17 protein-coding genes are annotated in these 20,155 nt (G+C 70.3%); 15 read left to right on the top strand and 2 right to left on the bottom strand.

Translation table 11 applies throughout. The annotated features are described in order from the left end of the window. On the bottom strand, window positions 1-1,533 hold a 1,533-nt coding region (locus IQ279_RS14755), incomplete at its 3' end, for a WXG100 family type VII secretion target (RefSeq protein ID WP_372445141.1). Window positions 1,534-1,757: 224 nt separating this feature from the next. Between IQ279_RS14755 and IQ279_RS14750 the strand changes: the two genes are divergently transcribed. Further along, window positions 1,758-2,450, top strand: coding sequence for a demethylmenaquinone methyltransferase (locus IQ279_RS14750; protein WP_206348969.1), 693 nt, complete (start codon window positions 1,758-1,760; stop codon window positions 2,448-2,450). A 172-nt stretch (window positions 2,451-2,622) separates the two neighbouring features. Beyond that, window positions 2,623-3,918, top strand: a complete 1,296-nt coding sequence (locus IQ279_RS14745; RefSeq protein ID WP_206348968.1) for a geranylgeranyl reductase family protein — start codon at window positions 2,623-2,625, stop codon at window positions 3,916-3,918. A 97-nt stretch (window positions 3,919-4,015) separates the two neighbouring features. Here IQ279_RS14745 and IQ279_RS14740 read toward each other — a convergent pair whose 3' ends face one another. After that, window positions 4,016-4,840 carry a C40 family peptidase gene (locus tag IQ279_RS14740; protein WP_206348967.1) on the bottom strand — a complete coding sequence of 275 codons (825 nt, stop codon included), beginning with the start codon at window positions 4,838-4,840 and terminating at the stop codon, window positions 4,016-4,018. Window positions 4,841-5,576: 736 nt separating this feature from the next. Between IQ279_RS14740 and IQ279_RS14735 the strand changes: the two genes are divergently transcribed. From IQ279_RS14735 to IQ279_RS14675, 13 genes are read left to right on the top strand one after another with little or no spacing between them, the layout of a single operon-like run. Then, window positions 5,577-5,936: an NADH-quinone oxidoreductase subunit A gene (locus IQ279_RS14735; protein WP_206348966.1), complete on the top strand. Its 360-nt coding sequence runs from the start codon at window positions 5,577-5,579 to the stop codon at window positions 5,934-5,936. Between the two features lie 10 nt (window positions 5,937-5,946). Further along, window positions 5,947-6,501 (top strand): NuoB/complex I 20 kDa subunit family protein, encoded by a 555-nt coding sequence (locus tag IQ279_RS14730; protein ID WP_093660456.1) that lies wholly within the window; start codon window positions 5,947-5,949, stop codon window positions 6,499-6,501. Beyond that, window positions 6,498-7,214, top strand: coding sequence for an NADH-quinone oxidoreductase subunit C (locus tag IQ279_RS14725; protein WP_206348965.1), 717 nt, complete (start codon window positions 6,498-6,500; stop codon window positions 7,212-7,214). Before IQ279_RS14730 ends, IQ279_RS14725 begins: the two co-directional genes overlap by 4 nt. Beyond that, window positions 7,214-8,572 (top strand): NADH-quinone oxidoreductase subunit D, encoded by a 1,359-nt coding sequence (locus IQ279_RS14720; protein WP_206348964.1) that lies wholly within the window; start codon window positions 7,214-7,216, stop codon window positions 8,570-8,572. The genes IQ279_RS14725 and IQ279_RS14720 overlap by 1 nt, the downstream gene beginning before the upstream one ends. A 17-nt stretch (window positions 8,573-8,589) precedes the next feature. Then, window positions 8,590-9,426, top strand: a complete 837-nt coding sequence (gene nuoE / locus IQ279_RS14715) for an NADH-quinone oxidoreductase subunit NuoE (protein ID WP_206348984.1) — start codon at window positions 8,590-8,592, stop codon at window positions 9,424-9,426. Next, the gene (gene nuoF / locus IQ279_RS14710) at window positions 9,426-10,766 is read left to right on the top strand and encodes an NADH-quinone oxidoreductase subunit NuoF (protein ID WP_206348963.1); all 1,341 of its coding nucleotides are present in this window, start codon (window positions 9,426-9,428) and stop codon (window positions 10,764-10,766) included. Before nuoE ends, nuoF begins: the two co-directional genes overlap by 1 nt. Further along, the gene (locus IQ279_RS14705; protein WP_206348962.1) at window positions 10,763-13,297 is read left to right on the top strand and encodes an NADH-quinone oxidoreductase subunit G; all 2,535 of its coding nucleotides are present in this window, start codon (window positions 10,763-10,765) and stop codon (window positions 13,295-13,297) included. Before nuoF ends, IQ279_RS14705 begins: the two co-directional genes overlap by 4 nt. Then, on the top strand, window positions 13,297-14,709 hold the full coding sequence (nuoH, locus tag IQ279_RS14700; RefSeq protein WP_206348961.1) for an NADH-quinone oxidoreductase subunit NuoH: 1,413 nt from the start codon (window positions 13,297-13,299) through the stop codon (window positions 14,707-14,709). The genes IQ279_RS14705 and nuoH overlap by 1 nt, the downstream gene beginning before the upstream one ends. Further along, window positions 14,702-15,328, top strand: coding sequence for an NADH-quinone oxidoreductase subunit NuoI (nuoI, locus tag IQ279_RS14695; protein ID WP_101258347.1), 627 nt, complete (start codon window positions 14,702-14,704; stop codon window positions 15,326-15,328). Before nuoH ends, nuoI begins: the two co-directional genes overlap by 8 nt. Continuing rightward, window positions 15,325-16,281: an NADH-quinone oxidoreductase subunit J gene (locus IQ279_RS14690; protein WP_206348960.1), complete on the top strand. Its 957-nt coding sequence runs from the start codon at window positions 15,325-15,327 to the stop codon at window positions 16,279-16,281. The genes nuoI and IQ279_RS14690 overlap by 4 nt, the downstream gene beginning before the upstream one ends. Continuing rightward, complete coding sequence (gene nuoK, locus IQ279_RS14685) at window positions 16,278-16,577, top strand: NADH-quinone oxidoreductase subunit NuoK (RefSeq protein WP_093660472.1); 300 nt, start codon at window positions 16,278-16,280, stop codon at window positions 16,575-16,577. Before IQ279_RS14690 ends, nuoK begins: the two co-directional genes overlap by 4 nt. Window positions 16,578-16,590: 13 nt before the next feature. Then, on the top strand, window positions 16,591-18,537 hold the full coding sequence (nuoL, locus tag IQ279_RS14680) for an NADH-quinone oxidoreductase subunit L (protein WP_206348959.1): 1,947 nt from the start codon (window positions 16,591-16,593) through the stop codon (window positions 18,535-18,537). 4 nt (window positions 18,538-18,541) lie between these two features. Next, complete coding sequence (locus IQ279_RS14675; RefSeq protein ID WP_206348958.1) at window positions 18,542-20,137, top strand: NADH-quinone oxidoreductase subunit M; 1,596 nt, start codon at window positions 18,542-18,544, stop codon at window positions 20,135-20,137. Window positions 20,138-20,155: the final 18 nt, after the last annotated feature.

Raw genomic sequence — 20,155 nt, 5'->3', positions numbered from 1 at the left:
TCTCAGTCTCTCTTTAACCTCTTCTTCAGGGTCTCCCTTTTTCTCCCCTTCCCGCAGGAACATCTCCTTGGATGCCTCTGGGTTATGTCCCAAGGCTTCCATGTAGCCGGCCATCGGGTCGTTTCCTGAGTCGCTTCCGAAGCTAAGTCGAGCTTTACGGTCATCTACGTACCAGAGTTCTTTGAGGTTGCCTTCGTGCTTCATTTCGAAGCTGTACAACTCTTTTCCGTAGTCCTTCAGGAATTCGGTTTCGTACTCGCCGTGGCGCATGATGCTGCTCATGATGGAGAAACCGTAGGACCCCTGGCTCGGCAACATCGCCGTCTCGCCTGAATGGATGAAGTAGATTCGTTCTTCCCCGAGGCCAATCATCTTCTTCTTCCATTCCTGCATGGCTTCGCTCTGGGAGTGGGATGCGGTGGCAAGGGTGTGGGACAGGGATTTCTGGATGCCGGCCAAGGTCTTCAGCGCGTCCTTGTCGGAGTGATGGCGCTGGTCGGCGATGCCCTGCCAGAAGCGCAGGGTGCCCTCGGGACCCGTTCTGACGGCGAACCGTTCGGCGAAGTAGGGATCGCCCTCGTGCTTCCGGGCCAGACGGTTGAACTGTTCGAGCTGTTCGTCGGTGATGCCGGGACCGAGAGAGGTGAGCTCGACGAGTGTGTCGGCGTCCTTGCGGGCCCGGCCCTGTCCCTGCTGGGCCTCCCGGATGCCGCGGAACATGTCGGGGTGGAAGCCGGGGGAGCGCCCGTTGGGGTCCTGGGAGAGCGCCCAGTGCAGCGCGGTGTCCGCCTCGGTGGCGTCTTCGAGGGCTGATTTGACGCGGTCGTTGTACCCGCGGATCACGTCCTCGTAGGCCTGCTTGAGGACGGCGAGCCGCTCGGGTTTCTTCTTGTCGTCCGGGTCCAGGTACACGAGCCCGGCGGAGGAGAGCTTGAGGTTCCTGTCCTCGGAGACTTCATCGGCGATGTTCCGGAGTCGTTTCTGGGCGGAGCGGAAGCTCTCCAGAGCGCTGTCGAGCAGTCGGTGGACGTCGCCGGCCTCCTCCGCGGCGTTCCCCATCTGCTTCTGCACTTGATCGAACTTCTTGAACGCGGCCTTCGCCGCCTCCCCTGCCCAGTCGGAGGCGAGCAGGGCACCGGACACCTCGGTCTTGAAGGAGGTGGCGATGGTGGTGAACTTGCCCGGCAGGTTCTTCCACTTGGCCACTCCGTTGTCCAGCAATCCCTGGAGATACTTCATCTGCTCCTCCCGGCGTTCCTGGAAGGTCGTGAAAGCGGCGGCGGACTTGAAGCCCTTAAGCCCGCCGGGAACTTCCTCGGTCTTCTCGATGACGGCGTTGTCCGCTTTGGCGAAGTTGCCGCGGATGGTGTCTGTCTTACCCGCGCGTTTGATGAGCTCGCCCGGGGTGACGTGGAGGGTCTTGTCCGCGCCGCCACCGCCCTCGCCTCCGTCGAGTGTGTTGGGACGGGTGCGGGCCGCCTGCTCGCGCGTGGCCTTCGCCACGAGCCGGGCCCACTCTTCGTCGAACGACACGATCCCCTCATGGTGACATTCAAGACATGTACGGAAGTAGTGTGTAACGCACCCGTAGGTGACACCGCAAAGGGCTTGGGCGTGGCCCGGCCGGATCGGCCGGATTCGAGCGGTCCCGGCCCCGCACCGGCCGGCGGGCTCACAGCGATGCCCGGAAGTTCTGTGCACCCGCGCGCCGGGGAGCCGGGGCGGGGGCAGGGAGGTGGGGCTGGGAGTATGGGCACATGACGCGCGCATCCCTGGACAAGCAGCCCGACGAAGTCGCCGCGATGTTCGACAAGGTGGCGGCCCGGTACGACATCACCAACGATGTGCTGTCCCTGGGGCAGAGCCGGCTGTGGCGGCGCGAGGTCGCCCGCGCCGTGGACGCGCGGCCGGGGGAGCGGGTGCTGGACCTGGCGGCCGGGACGGGCACGTCGTCGGTGCCGTTCGCGACCGCCGGGGCGTACACCGTGCCGTGCGACTTCTCCCTCGGAATGCTGCGGGAGGGCAAGAAGCGCGAGCCGTGGATGCCGTTCACGGCCGGGGACGCGACCCGGCTGCCGTTCGCCGACGACGCGTTCGACGCCGTCACCATCTCCTTCGGGCTGCGCAACGTCCAGGACACCGACGCCGCGCTGCGCGAGATGCTGCGGGTGACCAGGCCCGGTGGCCGGGTGGTCATCTGCGAGTTCAGCCACCCCACCTGGGAGCCCTTCCGCAAGGTCTACACCGAGTACCTGATGCGGGCCCTGCCGCCCACGGCGAGGGCCGTGTCCAGCAACCCGGACGCCTACGTCTACCTCGCCGAGTCCATCCGCGCCTGGCCCGACCAGCCCGGCCTGGCCCGCGGGCTCCAGGACGCCGGGTGGGAGAGGGTCGCCTGGCGTGATCTGACGGGCGGGATCGTCGCACTGCACCGGGGGTTCGCCCCGTAGGACCGGGAGCAGGACGGGGCGGGCCGGGCGCACGGGACGATCACCGGTGCGGGAGTGGGAGTTCGCCCGTGCATCCCTATTCCCGGCGGGCCGAAGGCCCCTGCATAGACTGCATCCGTCCAGTGCCCGGCGCGACCGGCACGTTGAATACCGAGTCTTGCGGGAGTCCGTCGTGACCGAGTCCCCCTCGAAGGCAGCCTCCGAGCACAGCGCCGATGTGATCGTGGTCGGGGCCGGCCCCGCCGGGTCCACCACCGCCTACCACCTGGCCCGCTCCGGGCTCGACGTCCTGCTGCTGGAGAAGACGGCCTTCCCCCGGGAGAAGGTCTGCGGCGACGGGCTGACCCCGCGCGCGGTCAAGCAGCTCGTGGCGATGGGCATCGACGTCTCCGAGGAGGCGGGCTGGCTGCGCAACAAGGGCCTGCGGATCATCGCCGGCGGCACCCGGCTCCAGCTCGACTGGCCGGAGCTGGCCAGCTACCCGGACTACGGACTGGTCCGCAGGCGCGACGACTTCGACGAGCAGCTCGCCCGGCAGGCCGAGAAGGCCGGGGCGCGGCTGTACGAGCGGTGCAACGTCGGTGCGCCGATCACCGACGGGCGCACCGGCCGGATCACCGGTGTGGAGGCGAAGCTGGGCGAGGAGAGGACGCCGGTCTCCTTCCGCGCCCCGCTGGTGGTCGCCGCGGACGGCAACTCCACGCGGCTGTCGCTGGCGATGGGCCTGCACCGGCGCGAGGACCGTCCGATGGGTGTGGCCGTGCGCACGTACTTCACCTCGCCGCGCCACGACGACGACTACCTGGAGTCCTGGCTGGAACTGTGGGACCGGCGGGGGGCGGAGGACCGGCTGCTGCCCGGCTACGGCTGGGTCTTCGGGATGGGCGACGGCACCTCCAACGTCGGTCTGGGCGTGCTCAACACCTCCTCGTCCTTCAAGGAGCTGGACTGGCGCGAGGTCCTCAAGGCGTGGTGCGCCTCGATGCCCGAGGAGTGGGGGTACACGCCCGAGAACATGACCGGCCCGATCCGCGGCGCGGCCCTGCCGATGGCCTTCAACCGGCAGCCGCACTACACGCGGGGGCTGCTGCTGGTCGGTGACGCGGGCGGCATGGTCAATCCGTTCAACGGGGAGGGCATCGCGTATGCCATGGAGTCCGGGCAGATCGCGGCCGACGTCATCGTCCAGGCCCACGCCCGGCAGAGCCCGGCCCAGCGCGAGCTGGTGCTGCGGCGCTACCCGAGGGTCCTCAAGGACACCTACGGCGGCTACTACACGCTGGGCCGCGCCTTCGTGAAGCTGATCGGCAACCCCAAGGTCATGAAGCTGGCGGCCGAGCGCGGTCTGACCCACCCGATGCTGATGCGCTTCACGCTGAAGCTGCTGGCGAACCTGACGGACCCGACGGGCGGCGACGCGATGGACCGGATCATCAACGGGCTGACGAAGGTCGCCCCCCGCGCGTAGCGGGCAGGCGAGCGGGAGAGTCGGCGAAGGGCCGTCCGGGAGAACCGGACGGCCCTTCGCCGTGTACGTGTACGTGCCGTACGCGCGCCGCGTGGCGTCAGAGCACGCGCACCGCGCCCGTCGGCATGTCGTGGCTCATGTCGCGCTCGACGACGCCGGTGGAGGGGTTCTGGGCGCCGATGAAGCGGCCGTTCCCGATGTAGACGGCGACGTGGTACGCGTTGCCGGCGCTGCCCCAGTAGAGGATGTCGCCCGGCCGCACGCTGCTCAGGGAGACCTGGGTGCCCGCCGTGGACTGCGGCTGCGAGGTCCGGGGGAGGCTGACCCCGATCTGGCGGAAGGCGGCCTGGGCGAGGCTGGAGCAGTCGTAGGCGCTCGGTCCGGTGGCGCCCATGACGTAGGCCTTGCCGACCTGCGCGCGCAGGAAGTTCACCAGGGTCGCCGCGTTGCCGCTGCCGACCGGCGCGGACGTGGCGGGGGCGGCGGTCTCGGCGGGGGCGGCGCCGAGGGTGGTGCGCCGGGAGTCGCGCGCCGCGCGCTCCCGGGCGGCGCGCTCGCGCTCGGCCTCGGCGGCCTCCGCCGCCCTGCGCTCGGCCTCGGCCTTCTTCCTCTCGGCCAGTTCTCCGGCCCGCTCCATGGCCTGCTCGGCGGCCAGGGTCCGCGCGGCCTCGGTCTCGTACCGGGTCGCGACCGTCCGGTTGGCGTCGGCGGCCAGCAGGGCGCCGGTGGCCGCGTCGGGGACGATCACGGGCATCTCGGCGGTGTCGGCGACCGTCTTCCGCTCCTCGGCGGAGGAGGGGGCGGCCGCGGCGGTCACCGCGAGAGTGCTGAGGACGCCACCGGCAACGCCCGTGCGCAGCAGGGGGTTCCTGCCGGCTCGACGGGGTTTCCGGTGGCTGGGTATGTGGGCGGTCTGGGACATGCCACCACGGCTATCAGCCGCGGGAGGTTCCGTTCAACAAAGGTGTGTTGCGCCACACTCGGCGTGTACGCGCCCACTTTGGGCGGAGCGGGGCACTCCGGATGGCTCTCCCGGAAGTTGATCATTGCCCCGTTAAGAGGCCGTGACCATGACATTGTCCGATTGATCCACTTCGCTCCGTGCGCCTAGCACGGGCGGCCCTCCGCACGCAAAGGCGGACCCGCGCCGCGAGGGCCGGGCGTGGTGGAGGTCACAGATTGAGCACGGATTCACGATCTCGTCGGACCGGCCTCGCGGGGGGATCGCGAAAGCGGTTCCGGGTGCCGCCCCCGACTCCCGTCAAGGTTCCGCCGAGGTTCCGCCGAGGTTCCGCTCCGTGTCGTCTAGCGAGTTCGGATGTCCAGGGCAAATTTGCGTGTAGCGGGCATCCCTTGGTAGGGCGCACCCCTCCGACCAGCCAAGACGCATCGGATTGTCACGTGTGGTGATCAGTCGGCCGCTTCACGTGTGAAGATCGCCGTCCATCCGGCTTCATGATCATTCGTCAGGTGGTGGAGATCACAAACTTGTTGCCGCACCCCGTGTCGCAGATCACAGAAGGACGGGCATAGGATGCAGTCGACTCGGGCTTGTGAACTGCCTCACATACGCACGATCTTCGTGAACGGAACACCGGTCCGAAAACGGCCCGCAACGGCCCGCCGGCAGCGTCGTCGACTGGAAGGAGCGAGGAGCGGTGAACGTCTACGCGCCCATCCTCGTACTGGGAGCGCTCGGGGCAGCCTTCGCTGTCTTCTCCGTGGTCATGGCCTCGATCGTCGGCCCCAAGCGCTACAACAGGGCCAAGCTCGAGGCATACGAGTGCGGCATCGAGCCCACCCCGCAGGCAGCGGGGGGCGGGCGCTTCCCGATCAAGTACTACCTGACGGCGATGCTCTTCATCGTCTTCGACATCGAGATCGTCTTCCTCTACCCCTGGGCCGTCACCTTCGACGTCCTGGGGCTGTTCGGGCTCGTGGAGATGCTGCTCTTCGTGCTCACCGTCTTCGTCGCCTACGCCTACGTCTGGCGGCGCGGCGGCCTGGAATGGGACTAGGGGCATACACATGGGTATCGAAGAGAAACTGCCGAGCGGCTTCCTGCTGACCACCGTCGAGCAGGCCGCGGGCTGGGTGCGCAAGTCGTCGGTCTTCCCGGCGACCTTCGGACTGGCCTGCTGCGCCATCGAGATGATGACCACCGGCGCCGGCCGCTACGACCTCGCCCGCTTCGGGATGGAGGTCTTCCGCGGCTCGCCGAGGCAGGCGGACCTGATGATCGTGGCCGGCCGGGTCAGCCAGAAGATGGCGCCGGTCCTGCGGCAGGTCTACGACCAGATGCCGAACCCCAAGTGGGTCATCTCCATGGGCGTGTGCGCCTCCTCGGGCGGCATGTTCAACAACTACGCGATCGTGCAGGGCGTCGACCACATCGTGCCGGTCGACATCTACCTGCCCGGCTGCCCGCCGCGCCCCGAGATGCTGCTGGACGCGATCCTCAAGCTCCACCAGAAGATCCAGGGCGAGAAGCTCGGGGTCAACAGGGAGCAGGCCGCCCGCGAGGCGGAGGAGGCGGCGCTCAAGGCGCTTCCGACGATCGAGATGAAGGGGCTGCTCCGATGAGCGAGGCAGAGGCGAACGGCAACGGCGCCGTCCCGTCGCCGCGCGGCGGGACGGGCGAGGTGATCGACGTCCGCCGGGGCATGTTCGGCGCCAAGGAGGGCGGCGACACCTCCGGCTACGGCGGGCTGGTGCGCACCGTCCGGCTGCCCGGTGCTTCGGGCCGGCCGTACGGCGGCTGGTTCGACGAGGTGGCCGACGAACTGGAGGGCGCGCTCGAGGAGCAGGGCCTGGTGCCGGAGGAGGTGATCGAGAAGACGGTCGTGGACCGCGGTGAGATCACCTTCCACATCGCCCGCGACCACCTGCCGGTGACGGCCCGCGTCCTGCGCGACGACCCCGCGCTCCGCTTCGAGATGTGCACCGGCGTCAGCGGCGTCCACTTCCCCGGCGACTCCGGGCGCGAACTGCACGCCGTCTACCACCTGCGCTCGATCACCCACAACCGGCTGATCCGGCTGGAGGTGAGCGTGCCCGACGGCGATCCGCACATCCCGTCGATCGTCTCGGTCTACCCGGCCAACGACTGGCACGAGCGCGAGGCGTACGACTTCTTCGGCATCGTCTTCGACGGCCATCCCGCGCTCACGCGGATCATGATGCCCGACGACTGGCAGGGCTTCCCGCAGCGCAAGGACTACCCCCTCGGCGGCATCCCCGTCGAGTACAAGGGCGCCCAGATCCCGGCTCCCGACCAGCGGAGGTCGTACAGCTGATGAGTACCTCGCACGCATCCCCGCACGCGACGGACCCCACCGCCTCGCAGGCCAGCGCCCGCGAGACCACCGAGGGCACCGTCTACACCGTCACCGGCGGCGACTGGGACGAGATCGCCACCGCCGCGGCCAGGGGCGACGACGAGAAGATCATCGTCAACATGGGCCCGCAGCACCCGTCCACGCACGGCGTGCTCCGGCTCATCCTGGAGATCGACGGCGAGACGGTCACCGAGGCCCGCTGCGGCATCGGCTACCTGCACACCGGGATCGAGAAGAACCTCGAGTACCGCACCTGGACGCAGGGCACGACCTTCGTGACGCGCATGGACTACCTCACGCCGTTCTTCAACGAGACGGCGTACTGCCTGGCGGTGGAGAGGCTGCTGGGCATCGAGGACCAGGTGCCCGACCGCGCCAGTGTCATCCGCGTGATGATGATGGAGCTCAACCGGATCTCCTCCCACCTGGTGGCCATCGCCACCGGCGGCATGGAGCTGGGCGCCACCACGGTGATGATCTACGGCTTCCGGGACCGCGAGCTGGTCCTGGACCTCTTCGAGCTCATCACCGGCCTGCGGATGAACCACGCGTACATCCGGCCCGGCGGCCTCGCCCAGGACCTGCCGGCCGGCGCGGTGGACCAGGTCCGCGAGTTCGTCAAGAAGATGCGCAAGAACCTGCCGGAGTACGACAAGCTCTGCACCGGCAACCCCGTCTTCAAGGCACGTCTGCAGGACGTCGGCTACCTGGACCTGGCCGGCTGCATGGCGCTCGGCGCCACCGGCCCCATCCTGCGCTCCACCGGACTCCCGCACGACCTGCGCAAGGCCCAGCCGTACTGCGGCTACGAGACCTACGACTTCGACGTCCCCACCGACACCACCTGCGACTCCTACGGCCGCTTCCTGATCCGGCTGGAGGAGATGCGCCAGTCGCTGCGGATCGTCGAGCAGTGCCTGGACCGGCTGGAGCCCGGCCCGGTGATGGTCGGCGACAAGAAGATCGCCTGGCCCGCGCAGCTCGCGCTCGGCCCGGACGGGCTCGGCAACTCCCTGGACCACATCAGGAACATCATGGGCACCTCGATGGAAGCCCTCATCCACCACTTCAAGCTGGTGACCGAGGGTTTCCGGGTGCCGCCGGGCCAGGCTTACGCCGCGGTGGAGTCCGCCAAGGGCGAGCTGGGCGTGCACGTGGTCAGCGACGGCGGCACCCGCCCGTTCCGGGTCCACTTCCGCGACCCGTCCTTCACCAACCTGCAGTCCATGGCGGCGATGTGCGAGGGCGGCCAGGTCGCCGACGTCATCGTCGCCGTCGCGTCCATCGACCCCGTGATGGGAGGCGTCGACCGGTGACAGACGTATCGCTCGGGATGCCCCAGCTCCCCGCACCCGACTACCCGGCCGACGTCCGCGCCCGGCTGGAGGCGGACGCCGGGGAGATCATCGCCCGCTACCCCGACAGCCGCTCCGCGCTGCTGCCGATGCTGCACCTGGTGCAGTCCGAGGAGGGGCACGTCACCCCCACCGGGCTGCGGTTCTGCGCCGAGATGCTCGACCTGACCACGGCCGAGGTCACGGCGGTGGCCACCTTCTACACCATGTACCGGCGCAAGCCCTCGGGCGACTACCAGGTGGGGGTGTGCACCAACACCCTGTGCGCGGTGATGGGCGGCGACGCCATCTTCGAGGCGCTCCAGGAACACCTCGGAGTCGGCAACGACGAGACCACCGAGGACGGCAAGGTGACGCTGGAGCACATCGAGTGCAACGCGGCCTGCGACTTCGCCCCCGTGGTGATGGTCAACTGGGAGTTCTTCGACAACCAGACGCCCGAGAGCGCCAGGAAGCTCGTGGACGACCTGCGCGCCGGGCGCGAGGTGCTGCCCACCCGCGGCGCCCCGCTGTGCACCTTCAAGGAGACGGCCCGCATCCTCGCCGGATTCCCCGACGAGCGGCCCGGCGCCGTCGAGGCGAGCGGCAGCGCGGGGGAGGCCTCGCTGGCCGGACTGAAGCTGGCCAAGGGCGAGAAGGCCGGGCCGAAGGTGGTCTCGCCGCGCGGCGGGGGAGGGCCCGCGTCGGCCGGGCAGCCCGTCACCGAGACCGGAGAGGCGCCCCAGCCGCACCCCAGCTCCCACGACGCGCCGCGCAAGACGGCCGCCTCCGACCCCGACAACCCGGCCGGTCCGGTGGCGAAGGAGGGCAAGTGATGACCGCCGAATCAGCGGAGAAGCTGCTGGCCCCGGTGCTCTCGGCCTTCTGGGACGACCCGACGTCCTGGACGCTGGACACCTACCGGGCGCACGAGGGCTACGAGGGCCTGCGCAAGGCCCTGGCGATGAAACCCGACGACGTCATCGCCTACGTCAAGGAGTCCGGTCTGCGCGGTCGCGGCGGCGCGGGCTTCCCCACCGGCATGAAGTGGCAGTTCATCCCCCAGGGCGACGGCAAGCCGCACTACCTGGTGGTCAACGCCGACGAGTCCGAGCCGGGCACCTGCAAGGACATCCCCCTCCTCTTCGCCAACCCGCACGCGCTGATCGAGGGCATCGTGATCGCCTGCCACGCGATCCGGTCCAACCACGCCTTCATCTACCTGCGCGGCGAGGTCGTCCCCGTACTGCGGCGCCTGCACGCCGCGGTCCGCCAGGCCTACGATGCCGGCTACCTCGGCAAGGACGTCCTCGGATCCGGCCTGGACGTGGACATCACCGTGCACGCGGGCGCGGGCGCCTACATCTGCGGCGAGGAGACCGCACTGCTGGACTCCCTGGAGGGACGGCGCGGCCAGCCCAGGCTGCGTCCCCCCTTCCCGGCCGTCGCGGGCCTGTACGCGTGCCCCACGGTCGTCAACAACGTCGAGTCCATCGCCTCGGTTCCCGCGATCATGAACCGGGGCAAGGAGTGGTTCCGCACGATGGGCAGCGAGAAGTCCCCGGGCTTCACGCTGTACTCCCTCAGCGGCCACGTCGCCTCCCCCGGCCAGTACGAGGCGCCGCTGGGCATCACGCTGCGCCAGCTGCTGGAGATGAGCGGCGGCATGCGCCCCGGCCACCGGCTGAAGTTCTGGACCCCGGGCGGCTCCTCGACCCCGCTGCTGACCGACGAGCACCTCGACGTACCCCTGGACTACGAGGGCGTCGGCGCCGCGGGCTCGATGCTCGGCACCAAGGCGCTCCAGTGCTTCGACGAGACCACCTGCGTGGTCCGCGCGGTGACCCGGTGGACGGAGTTCTACGCCCACGAGTCCTGCGGCAAGTGCACTCCCTGCCGCGAGGGCACGTACTGGCTCGTCCAGCTCATGCGCGACATCGAGGCCGGCAAGGCGGCCATGTCCGACCTCGACAAGATCGCCGACATCGCCGACAACATCAACGGCAAGGCCTTCTGCGCCCTCGGCGACGGTGCCGCCAGCCCGATCTTCTCCTCCCTGAAGTACTTCCGCGAGGAGTACGAACAGCACGTCACCGGGCGGGGCTGCCCCTTCGACCCGGCCAAGTCGACCCTGTGGGCCGACGACAGGACCGCACACCTGGAGGTGAACGCGTGACCGTCACCACCGACGCCAAGGCCTCCGGAGGCGGAGAGGCCAAGCCGCCCGAGGCCGCCGAGGACCTCGTGACGCTGACGATCGACGGCATCGAGACCAGCGTGCCCAAGGGCACCCTGGTCATCCGCGCCGCCGAGACGCTCGGCATCGAGATCCCGCGTTTCTGCGACCACCCCCTGCTGGACCCGGCCGGGGCCTGCCGACAGTGCATCGTCGAGGTGGAGGGCCAGCGCAAGCCCATGGCCTCCTGCACGATCACCTGCACCGACGGCATGGTCGTCAGGACGCACCTGACCTCGCCGGTGGCCGAGAAGGCCCAGCGCGGCGTGATGGAGCTGCTGCTCATCAACCACCCGCTGGACTGCCCGGTCTGTGACAAGGGCGGCGAGTGCCCGCTGCAGAACCAGGCCATGTCCCACGGGCAGGCCGACAGCCGCTTCGACGGCCGCAAGCGCACCTTCGCCAAGCCCGTGCCGCTGTCGACGCAGGTGCTGCTGGACCGCGAGCGCTGTGTGCTGTGCGCCCGCTGCACCCGCTTCTCCAACCAGATCGCGGGCGATCCGATGATCGAGATGCTGGAGCGCGGCGCCCTGCAGCAGGTCGGCACCGGCGAGGGACCGCCCTTCGAGTCCTACTTCTCCGGCAACACCATCCAGATCTGCCCGGTCGGCGCGCTCACCTCGGCCGCCTACCGGTTCCGCTCCCGCCCCTTCGACCTGATCTCCTCGCCGAGCGTGTGCGAGCACTGCTCCACGGGCTGCGCCACCCGCACCGACCACCGGCGCGGCAAGGTCATGAGGCGGCTGGCCGCCGACGACCCGGAGGTCAACGAGGAGTGGATCTGCGACAAGGGCCGCTTCGCCTTCCGCTACGCCCAGCAGCGCGACCGGCTCACCCACCCGCTGCTGCGCAACACCGAGACCGGTGAGCTGGAGCCCGCGAGCTGGCCCGAGGCGCTGGACGCCGCGGCCAGGGGACTGGCCGCGGCCCGCGGACGCACCGGCGTCCTCGCCGGCGGACGGCTGACGGTCGAGGACGCCTACGCGTACGCCAAGTTCGCGCGGGTCGCCCTCGACACCAACGACATCGACTTCCGCGCCCGCGTCCACAGCACCGAGGAGGCCGACTTCCTCGCCTCCCACATCGCCGGACGCGGACTGGACGCCGACGGAAGCGGCGTCACCCACACCGCGCTGGAGAAGGCCCCGGCCGTGCTGCTGGTCGGCTTCGAGTCCGAGGAGGAGGCCCCCGGCGTCTTCCTGCGGCTGCGCAAGGCGTACCGCAAGCACGGGCAGCGCCTCTTCTCCCTGGCCACCCACGCCACCCGCGGGCTGGAGAAGGCCGGCGGCACCCTGCTGCCGGCCGCTCCGCACACCGAGACCGAGTGGCTGGACGCGCTGGCCGGCGGGGTCGGGCTCGACGAGACCGGGCAGAAGGCCGCCGAGGCGCTGCGCGCCGAGGGGGCGGTGATCATCGCCGGGGAGCGGCTGGCCGCCGTGCCCGGCGGCTTCACCGCCGCCCTGCGGACGGCCACCGCCACCGGTGCCCGCCTGGTGTGGATCCCGCGCCGGGCCGGCGAGCGGGGCGCGGTCGAGGCCGGAGCGCTCCCGACGCTGCTGCCCGGCGGACGCCCGGCCACCGACCCGGACGCCCGCGCCGAGACGGCCGCCGTCTGGGGCGTGGCGCAGCTGCCGGTCCGCTTCGGCCGCGACACCGGCCGGATCGTCGAGGCCGCGGCCGACGGCGAACTCGCGGCCCTGCTGGTCGGGGGCGTGGAGGTCGCCGACCTGCCCGACCCGGAGCTGGCCCGCAGGGCGCTGGAGAAGGCCGGCTTCGTCGTCAGCCTGGAACAGCGGCCCTCGGAGGTCACCGAGCGGGCCGACGTGGTCCTGCCCGTCGCCGCGGTGGTGGAGAAGGCCGGGTCCTTCCTCAACTGGGAGGGCCGCTCGCGGCCGTTCGAGGCCGCCATCAAGCCCGACCAGATGACCCGCCGGCTCGTCCAGTCCGACCACCGCGTGCTGCACATGCTCGCCGACGCCCTCGACGTCCACCTCGGGCTGCCGGACGTACGCACCGTCCGCGCCGAGATGCGGCGCCTGGGTGTCTGGGACGGCCCCCGCGCGGACGCGCCGGAGGCCGGCACCCGGCAGGTCCCGCGGCCCGCCGCGGGCGAGGCCGTGCTCGCCGGCCACCGGCTGCTGCTCGACCGGGGCCGGCTCCAGGACGGCGACGAGGCGCTGGCCGGCACCCGGCACGCCGCCGTCGCCCGGCTGTCGGCCGCCACGGCCGCCGAGGTCGGGGTCGCGGGGGGCGAGGCGCTGACCGTGACCGGCCCGGCCGGGACGGTCACCCTGCCGCTGGAGATCACCGAGATGCCCGACCGCGTGGTCTGGCTGCCGCTGAACTCCACGGGAACCGGCGTCCCCGGCGGCCTGGGCACCGTGCCCGGTCGGCTCGTGAAGCTGTCGGCGGCCACCGCGGCCACCGCGGCCGCCGCGGGCCCGGAGGAGACGAAGGGGGTGGAGGCGTGATGAGCCCGTCCGTCCTGGCCACGGGCACGACGGTCCTCGCCGAGGAGGACCTGTCGATGTTCGGCACCGATCCCTGGTGGCTGATCGGCCTCAAGGCGGTGTTCTGCTTCGCCTTCCTGATGCTGACCGTGCTGATCTCCATCGTCATGGAGCGCAAGGTCGTCGCCTGGATGCAGCTGCGCGTCGGCCCCAACCGGCACGGCCCCTGGGGGATGCTCCAGTCGCTGGCCGACGGCGTCAAGCTGATGCTGAAGGAGGACGTCAACGTCAAGGCGGCCGACAAGGCCGTCTACATCCTGGCCCCCATCATCGGCGCGATCCCCGCCTTCATGGCGATCGCGGTGATCCCCTTCGGGCCGCCCGGCAACGAGGTGTCGGTCTTCGGCACCCGTACCGCGATGCAGCTCACCGACCTGCCGGTGGCGATCCTGTACATCCTGGCCACCGCCTCCATCGCCGCCTACGGCACGGTGCTGGCCGGCTGGTCCTCGGGATCCACCTACCCGCTGCTGGGCGGCGTGCGCGCCACGGCCCAGGTGATCTCCTACGAGGTCGCCATGGGCCTGAGCTTCGCGGCGGTCTTCCTCTACTCCGGGTCGATGTCCACCTCGACGATCGTCGGGGCGCAGGCCGACACCTGGTTCGCGCTGCTGCTGCCGGTGTCGTTCCTCATCTACATGGTGGCGATGGTCGGTGAGGCGCACCGCGCGCCCTTCGACATGCCCGAGTCCGAGGGCGACCTGGTCGGCGGCTTCAACACCGAGTACTCGTCGATCAAGTTCGCGTTCTTCATGCTCGCCGAGTACGTCCACATGGTCACCGTCTCGGCCCTGGCGGTCACCCTCTTCCTGGGCGGCTGGCGCGCCCCGGCGCCGATCAGCACCTACTGGGAGGGCGCCAACCACGGCTGGTGGCCGCTGCTGTGGTTCGTCGTCAAGGTGAACCTGCTGCTGTTCCTCTTCGTCTGGCTGCGCGGCACGCTCCCGCGCGTGCGCTACGACCAGTTCATGAGGCTGGGCTGGAAGGTCCTCATCCCCGTCTCGCTGGCCTGGCTGATGCTGGTGGCCACCGTGCGGGCGCTGCGCAACGAGGGCTACGCCTTCGGCGACATCGTGCTCTGGGTCGCCGGCGCGGCGCTGGCGCTGCTCCTGCTGTCCTTCGTCTACGACGCCGTCCGCGCACGCGGCGAGCGCGCCGGGGAGAAGGAGAGGGAGGAGGCCGGGAAGGCGGCCGGAGACGAGACCTTCGACCCGATGGCGGGCGGCTACCCCGTACCGCCGCTGCCGGGACAGACCCTGCCGCCCGTACCGCGCCGGCGGCCGCGCCGCGAGCGGGAGACCGCGGGCGTGGGGGCCGGCGCGGACGGCGAGTCCAGCGAGACCGGCAAGGCCAGGGAGGCCGACGATGCCTGAGTTCGAGAACCCGGTGGCCGGCTTCGGCGTGACCTTCAAGGCCATGTTCAAGAAGCGGCTCACCGAGCAGTACCCCGAGGAGAAGAAGCCCACCGCGCCGCGCTTCCACGGCCGGCACCAGCTCAACCGGCACCCGGACGGGCTGGAGAAGTGCGTGGGCTGCGAGCTGTGCGCCTGGGCCTGTCCGGCCGACGCGATCTACGTGGAGGGCGCGGACAACACCGACGAGGAGCGCTACTCGCCCGGTGAGCGCTACGGGCGCGTCTACCAGATCAACTACCTGCGCTGCATCCTGTGCGGCCTGTGCGTCGAGGCGTGCCCCACCCGGGCGCTGACCATGACCAACGAGTACGAACTGGCCGACCGGAGCCGCGAGTCACTCATCTACACCAAGGAGGAGCTGCTCGCCGGGCTGGAGGAGGGCATGGTCGACACCCCGCACGCGATCTTCCCGGGCATGACCGAGAAGGACTACTACCGGGGGCTGGTCACCGAGGCCGCCCCGGGGACGGTCCGGCAGGAGGCCCACTCGAAGAACCCGAAGAACGAGGCCCCGCAGGCCGCCGCCGACACCTTCGGCCCCGACGAGCCCGCCTCCGAGGCGGTGAGCGAGAAGTGAACGGCACCCTGCTGGCCGCCGCCTCCACCACCTCCACCGGCGAGGCGGTGCAGTTCTGGATCCTGGGCACCGTCGCGGTGCTGGGCGCGCTCGGGACCGTGCTGATGAGGCGGTCGGTGCACTCGGCGCTCTGCCTGGCCGGAACGATGATCGTCCTGGCCGTGTTCTACCTGGCCAACGGCGCCTACTTCCTGGGCATCGTGCAGATCGTCGTCTACACCGGCGCGGTCATGATGCTCTTCCTGTTCGTGCTGATGCTCGTCGGCGTCACCGCCGCCGACTCGCTGAAGGAGACCATCAAGGGGCAGCGCTGGATGGCGGTCCTGTGCGGGCTCGGCTTCGGCATCCTGCTGGTCGGCGGCATCGGCAACGCCTCCGTCGGCACCTTCACCGGTCTGGCGGAGGCCAACGCGGGCGGCAACGTCCAGGGCCTGGCCCGGTCGATCTTCACCGACTACGTGTTCGCCTTCGAGATCACCGGCGCGCTCCTGGTCACCGCGGCCGTCGCCGCCATGGTGCTCACCCACCGCGAGCGCACCGAGCGCCGCGACACCCAGCGCGAACTCGCCGAGAAGCGCGTCCGCGAGGGCAAGCACCTTCCGCCCCTGCCCGCGCCCGGCGTGTACGCCCGGCACAACGCCGTGGACATCCCCGGTCTGCTGCCGGACGGCACGACTTCCGAACTCACCGTCAGCGAGACGCTGCGCTCCCGCGGCCAGGTCCGGGACGTCTCCAGCAAGGCCCTGTCCGACCTGGCGGCGCTGGAGCGGCGTACCGAGGAGTACCTGGGCCGGGGCGAGAGCACCGCCCGCGGCGGCCCGGACGAGGGCGGCGGCCGGGACGTGCGCGACGCGGCGGACGTACGCAAGGACGTCTCGGACGACTCCCCGGCCGTCGGCCGGGACAGGGACGCGGACCGCGACGGGGACCGTGACAGGGAGGCCGCCAAGTGAACCCGGTCAACTACCTCTACCTGGCCGCGCTGCTGTTCACCATCGGGGCCAGCGGGGTACTGCTGCGGCGCAACGCGATCGTCGTGTTCATGAGCGTCGAGCTGATGCTGAACGCGGCCAACCTCGCGCTCGTCGCCTTCTCCCGGCTGCACGGCAACCTCGACGGCCAGATCATCGCGTTCTTCACGATGGTCGTCGCCGCCGCCGAGGTCGTGGTCGGACTGGCGATCATCGTGACGATCTTCCGCTCCCGCCACTCGGCCTCGGTCGACGACGCCAGTCTGATGAAGCTGTAAGGGGTAGCGAACAGTGGAGACTTTGATCGGACTGCTCGTCGCGGCGCCACTGCTGGGCGCGGCGGTGCTGCTGTGCGGCGGCCGGAGGCTGGACCGCACCGGCCACTGGATCGGCACGGCGCTGGCCGCCGCGTCCTTCCTGCTCGGCGCGGTGCTCTTCGCCGACATGCTCGGCCGCGAGGCCGGGGACCGCACCCTGAGCCAGCATCTCTTCAGCTGGATCCCGGTCGGCGGCTTCCAGGCCGACGTGGCCTTCCGGCTCGACCAGCTGTCGATGACCTTCGTCCTGCTGATCACCGGCGTGGGCACGCTCATCCACGTCTACTCGATCGGCTACATGGAGCACGACGAGCGGCGGCGCCGCTTCTTCGGCTACCTGAACCTGTTCCTCGCGGCGATGCTCCTGCTCGTCCTCGCCGACAACTACCTGCTGCTGTACGCCGGCTGGGAGGGCGTGGGCCTCGCCTCGTACCTGCTGATCGGCTTCTGGCAGCACAAGCCCAGCGCGGCGACGGCGGCGAAGAAGGCGTTCATCGTCAACCGCGTCGGCGACATCGGCCTGTCCATCGCCATCATGATCATGTTCACCACGTTCGGCACCTTCGCCTTCTCCCCGGTGCTGGAGTCGGTGGGCGAGACGGGCGAGGGCACGGCGACGGCCATCGGCCTGATGCTGCTGCTGGCGGCCTGCGGCAAGTCCGCCCAGGTGCCGCTCCAGTCCTGGCTGGGCGACGCGATGGAGGGCCCGACCCCGGTCTCCGCCCTCATCCACGCCGCGACGATGGTCACCGCCGGCGTCTACCTGATCGTCCGCTCCGGCGCGATCTTCGACGCCGCGCCCACCGCGCAGACCGCGGTGGTCACCGTCGGAGCGGTCACGCTGCTGTTCGGTGCGATCGTCGGTTGCGCCAAGGACGACATCAAGAAGGTCCTGGCCGGCTCGACGATGTCGCAGATCGGCTACATGGTGCTGGCCGCGGGCCTCGGCCCGATCGGCTACGCCTTCGCGATCATGCACCTGGTCACCCACGGCTTCTTCAAGGCCGGGCTCTTCCTCGGCGCCGGCTCGGTGATGCACGGCATGAACGACGAGGTGGACATGCGCCGCTACGGCGGTCTGCGCAAGTACATGCCCATCACCTTCGCCACCTTCGGACTGGGCTATCTGGCGATCATCGGCTTCCCCGGTCTGTCCGGCTTCTTCTCCAAGGACAAGATCATCGAGGCGGCCTTCGCCAAGGGCGGCGCCGAGGGCTGGATCCTGGGCGGCGCGGCCCTGCTGGGCGCGGCACTCACCGCGTTCTACATGACGCGCGTGATGCTGATGACGTTCTTCGGCGAGGAGCGCTGGCGCAATGCCCCCACCCCGTCGCCGAAGGAGCCGAGCGTGGAGCCGGCGGCCGAGACCGGGGGCGAGTACGAGGTGCCGCACCCGCACGAGTCCCCGAAGTCGATGACGGTCCCGATGATCGTCCTGGCCTTCGGATCGGTCTTCGCCGGCGGCCTGTTCAGCTGGGGCGAGGCGTTCGTCCACTGGCTGGAGCCGGTCGTCCCCTTCGAGCACGGCCACCCGCCGGTCAGCGCGCTCACCGTCACCGCGGCCACGGTCGTGGCCCTGCTCATCGGAGTCGGCGCCGCCTGGCTGCAGTACGGGCGCAAGCCCGTGCCCGCGCTCGCACCGCGCGGCTCGCTGCTCACCCGGGCCGCGCGCCGCGACCTGCTCCAGGACGACTTCAACCACGTGGTACTGGTCAAGCCCGGCGAGTACCTCACCCGCGGCCTGGTCTACCTCGACCACAAGGTCGTCGACGGCGCCGTCAACGGCACCGCCGCGGCGGTCGGCGGCCTGTCCGGCCGGTCGCGGCGGATCCAGAACGGTTACGCCCGCAGTTACGCGGTCTCGATGCTCGGCGGTGCGGCGGTCCTGGTCGCCGCGACCCTGCTGATGAGGGCGGTCTGATCCCATGTCATTTCCCCTGCTGACGGCGGTGGCCGCGCTGCCCGCGATCGGCGCGGTCGCCACCGCCGCCGTACCCGCGGCCCGGCGCACCGCCGCCAAGTGGCTGGCGCTGGCCGTCTCCCTGGCCACCCTGGTCCTCGCCGCGGTCGTGGCCTTCCGCTTCGACCCCGGCGGCGACCGCTACCAACTCACCGAGTCGCACACCTGGATCGCCGACTTCGGCGTCCGCTACGAACTGGGCGTGGACGGCATCGGGGTCGCCCTGATCGCGCTGACCGCCCTGCTGATCCCGTTCGTCGTCCTGGCGGGCTGGCACGACGCCGACCCCCTGGAAGGGACGGAGCCCGACCGCCGGTGGCGGCCCACCCAGGGCTTCTTCGCGCTGATCCTGGCGGTCGAGGCGATGGTGATCATCTCCTTCGCGGCCACGGACGTCTTCCTCTTCTACGTCTTCTTCGAGGCCATGCTCATCCCGATGTACTTCCTCATCGGGGGCTTCGGTGACCGGGCGGGCGCCCGCGACGAGGGCGAGGCGGCCAAGCAGCGCTCCTACGCGGCCGTGAAGTTCCTGCTCTACAACCTCGCCGGCGGCCTGGTCATGCTGGCCGCGGTGATCGGCCTGTACGCCGTCACCGCCGACCAGCTGGGCGAGGGGACCTTCTCCCTCCAGGCGATCGTCGAGGCCCGCGCCTCCGGCGAGCTGACGATGGCGCAGAACACCGAGCGGCTGCTGTTCCTCGGATTCTTCCTCGCCTTCGCGGTCAAGGCGCCGCTGTGGCCGCTGCACACCTGGCTGCCCAACGCCATGGGCGAGTCCACCGCACCGGTCGCCGTGCTCATCACGGCGGTCGTCGACAAGGTCGGCACCTTCGCGATGCTCCGCTTCTGCCTCGGGCTCTTCCCCGAGGCCAGCGCCTGGGCCACCCCGGTGGTGCTGGCGCTGGCGCTGGTCAGCATCGTCTACGGCGCCCTGCTCGCCATCGGGCAGCGCGACATCAAGCGGCTGATCGCCTACGCGTCGATCTCCCACTTCGGCTTCATCGTCCTGGGCATCTTCGCGATGACCAGCCAGGGCCAGGGCGGCGCGACGCTCTACATGGTCAACCACGGGATCTCCACCGCCGCCCTGATGCTGGTCGCCGGCTTCCTGATCTCGCGCCGCGGCTCCCGGCTCATCGCCGACTACGGCGGGGTGCAGAAGGTCGCCCCGGTGCTGGCCGGCACCTTCCTGATCGGCGGGCTCGCCACCCTCTCGCTGCCGGGGCTCGCGCCGTTCGTCAGCGAGTTCCTGGTGCTGGTGGGCACGTTCACCCGCTACCCGGCCGCCGGGATCGTCGCCACGTTCGGCATCGTCCTGGCCGCGCTGTACGTGCTGGTGCTCTACCAGCGCACCATGACCGGGCCGGTCGGTCCCGGGGTCGAGCGCATGCCCGACCTGAGGAAGCGCGAACTGGCGGTGGTGGCACCGCTGATCGCCCTGCTGATCCTCCTCGGCGTCTTCCCCAAGCCGCTGACGGACATCGTCAACCCGGCGGTCGAGCACACCCTCTCGGACGTGCAGAAGACCGACCCCGATCCTGAGGTGGAGGCCGCCAAGTGAGCACCACCACGGAACTCA

Source organism: Streptomyces verrucosisporus (assembly GCF_017114865.1).
Lineage (GTDB): Bacteria > Actinomycetota > Actinomycetes > Streptomycetales > Streptomycetaceae > Streptomyces > Streptomyces fenghuangensis.
The sequence above is the reverse complement of the archived record's forward strand: the minus strand, read 5'-3'. Positions and strand labels throughout refer to the sequence as shown.

Bases quoted from the DNA above. Each gene is read 5' to 3' on its own strand.
- IQ279_RS14740 (WP_206348967.1), bottom strand. From the start codon at position 4,840: ATGTCCCAGACCGCCCACATACCCAGCCACCGGAAACCCCGTCGAGCC.
- IQ279_RS14750 (WP_206348969.1), top strand. From the start codon at position 1,758: ATGACGCGCGCATCCCTGGACAAGCAGCCCGACGAAGTCGCCGCGATG.
- IQ279_RS14720 (WP_206348964.1), top strand. From the start codon at position 7,214: ATGAGTACCTCGCACGCATCCCCGCACGCGACGGACCCCACCGCCTCG.
- IQ279_RS14725 (WP_206348965.1), top strand. From the start codon at position 6,498: ATGAGCGAGGCAGAGGCGAACGGCAACGGCGCCGTCCCGTCGCCGCGC.
- nuoE (WP_206348984.1), top strand. From the start codon at position 8,590: ATGCCCCAGCTCCCCGCACCCGACTACCCGGCCGACGTCCGCGCCCGG.
- nuoI (WP_101258347.1), top strand. From the start codon at position 14,702: ATGCCTGAGTTCGAGAACCCGGTGGCCGGCTTCGGCGTGACCTTCAAG.
- IQ279_RS14675 (WP_206348958.1), top strand. From the start codon at position 18,542: ATGTCATTTCCCCTGCTGACGGCGGTGGCCGCGCTGCCCGCGATCGGC.
- IQ279_RS14730 (WP_093660456.1), top strand. From the start codon at position 5,947: ATGGGTATCGAAGAGAAACTGCCGAGCGGCTTCCTGCTGACCACCGTC.
- nuoH (WP_206348961.1), top strand. From the start codon at position 13,297: ATGAGCCCGTCCGTCCTGGCCACGGGCACGACGGTCCTCGCCGAGGAG.
- nuoF (WP_206348963.1), top strand. From the start codon at position 9,426: ATGACCGCCGAATCAGCGGAGAAGCTGCTGGCCCCGGTGCTCTCGGCC.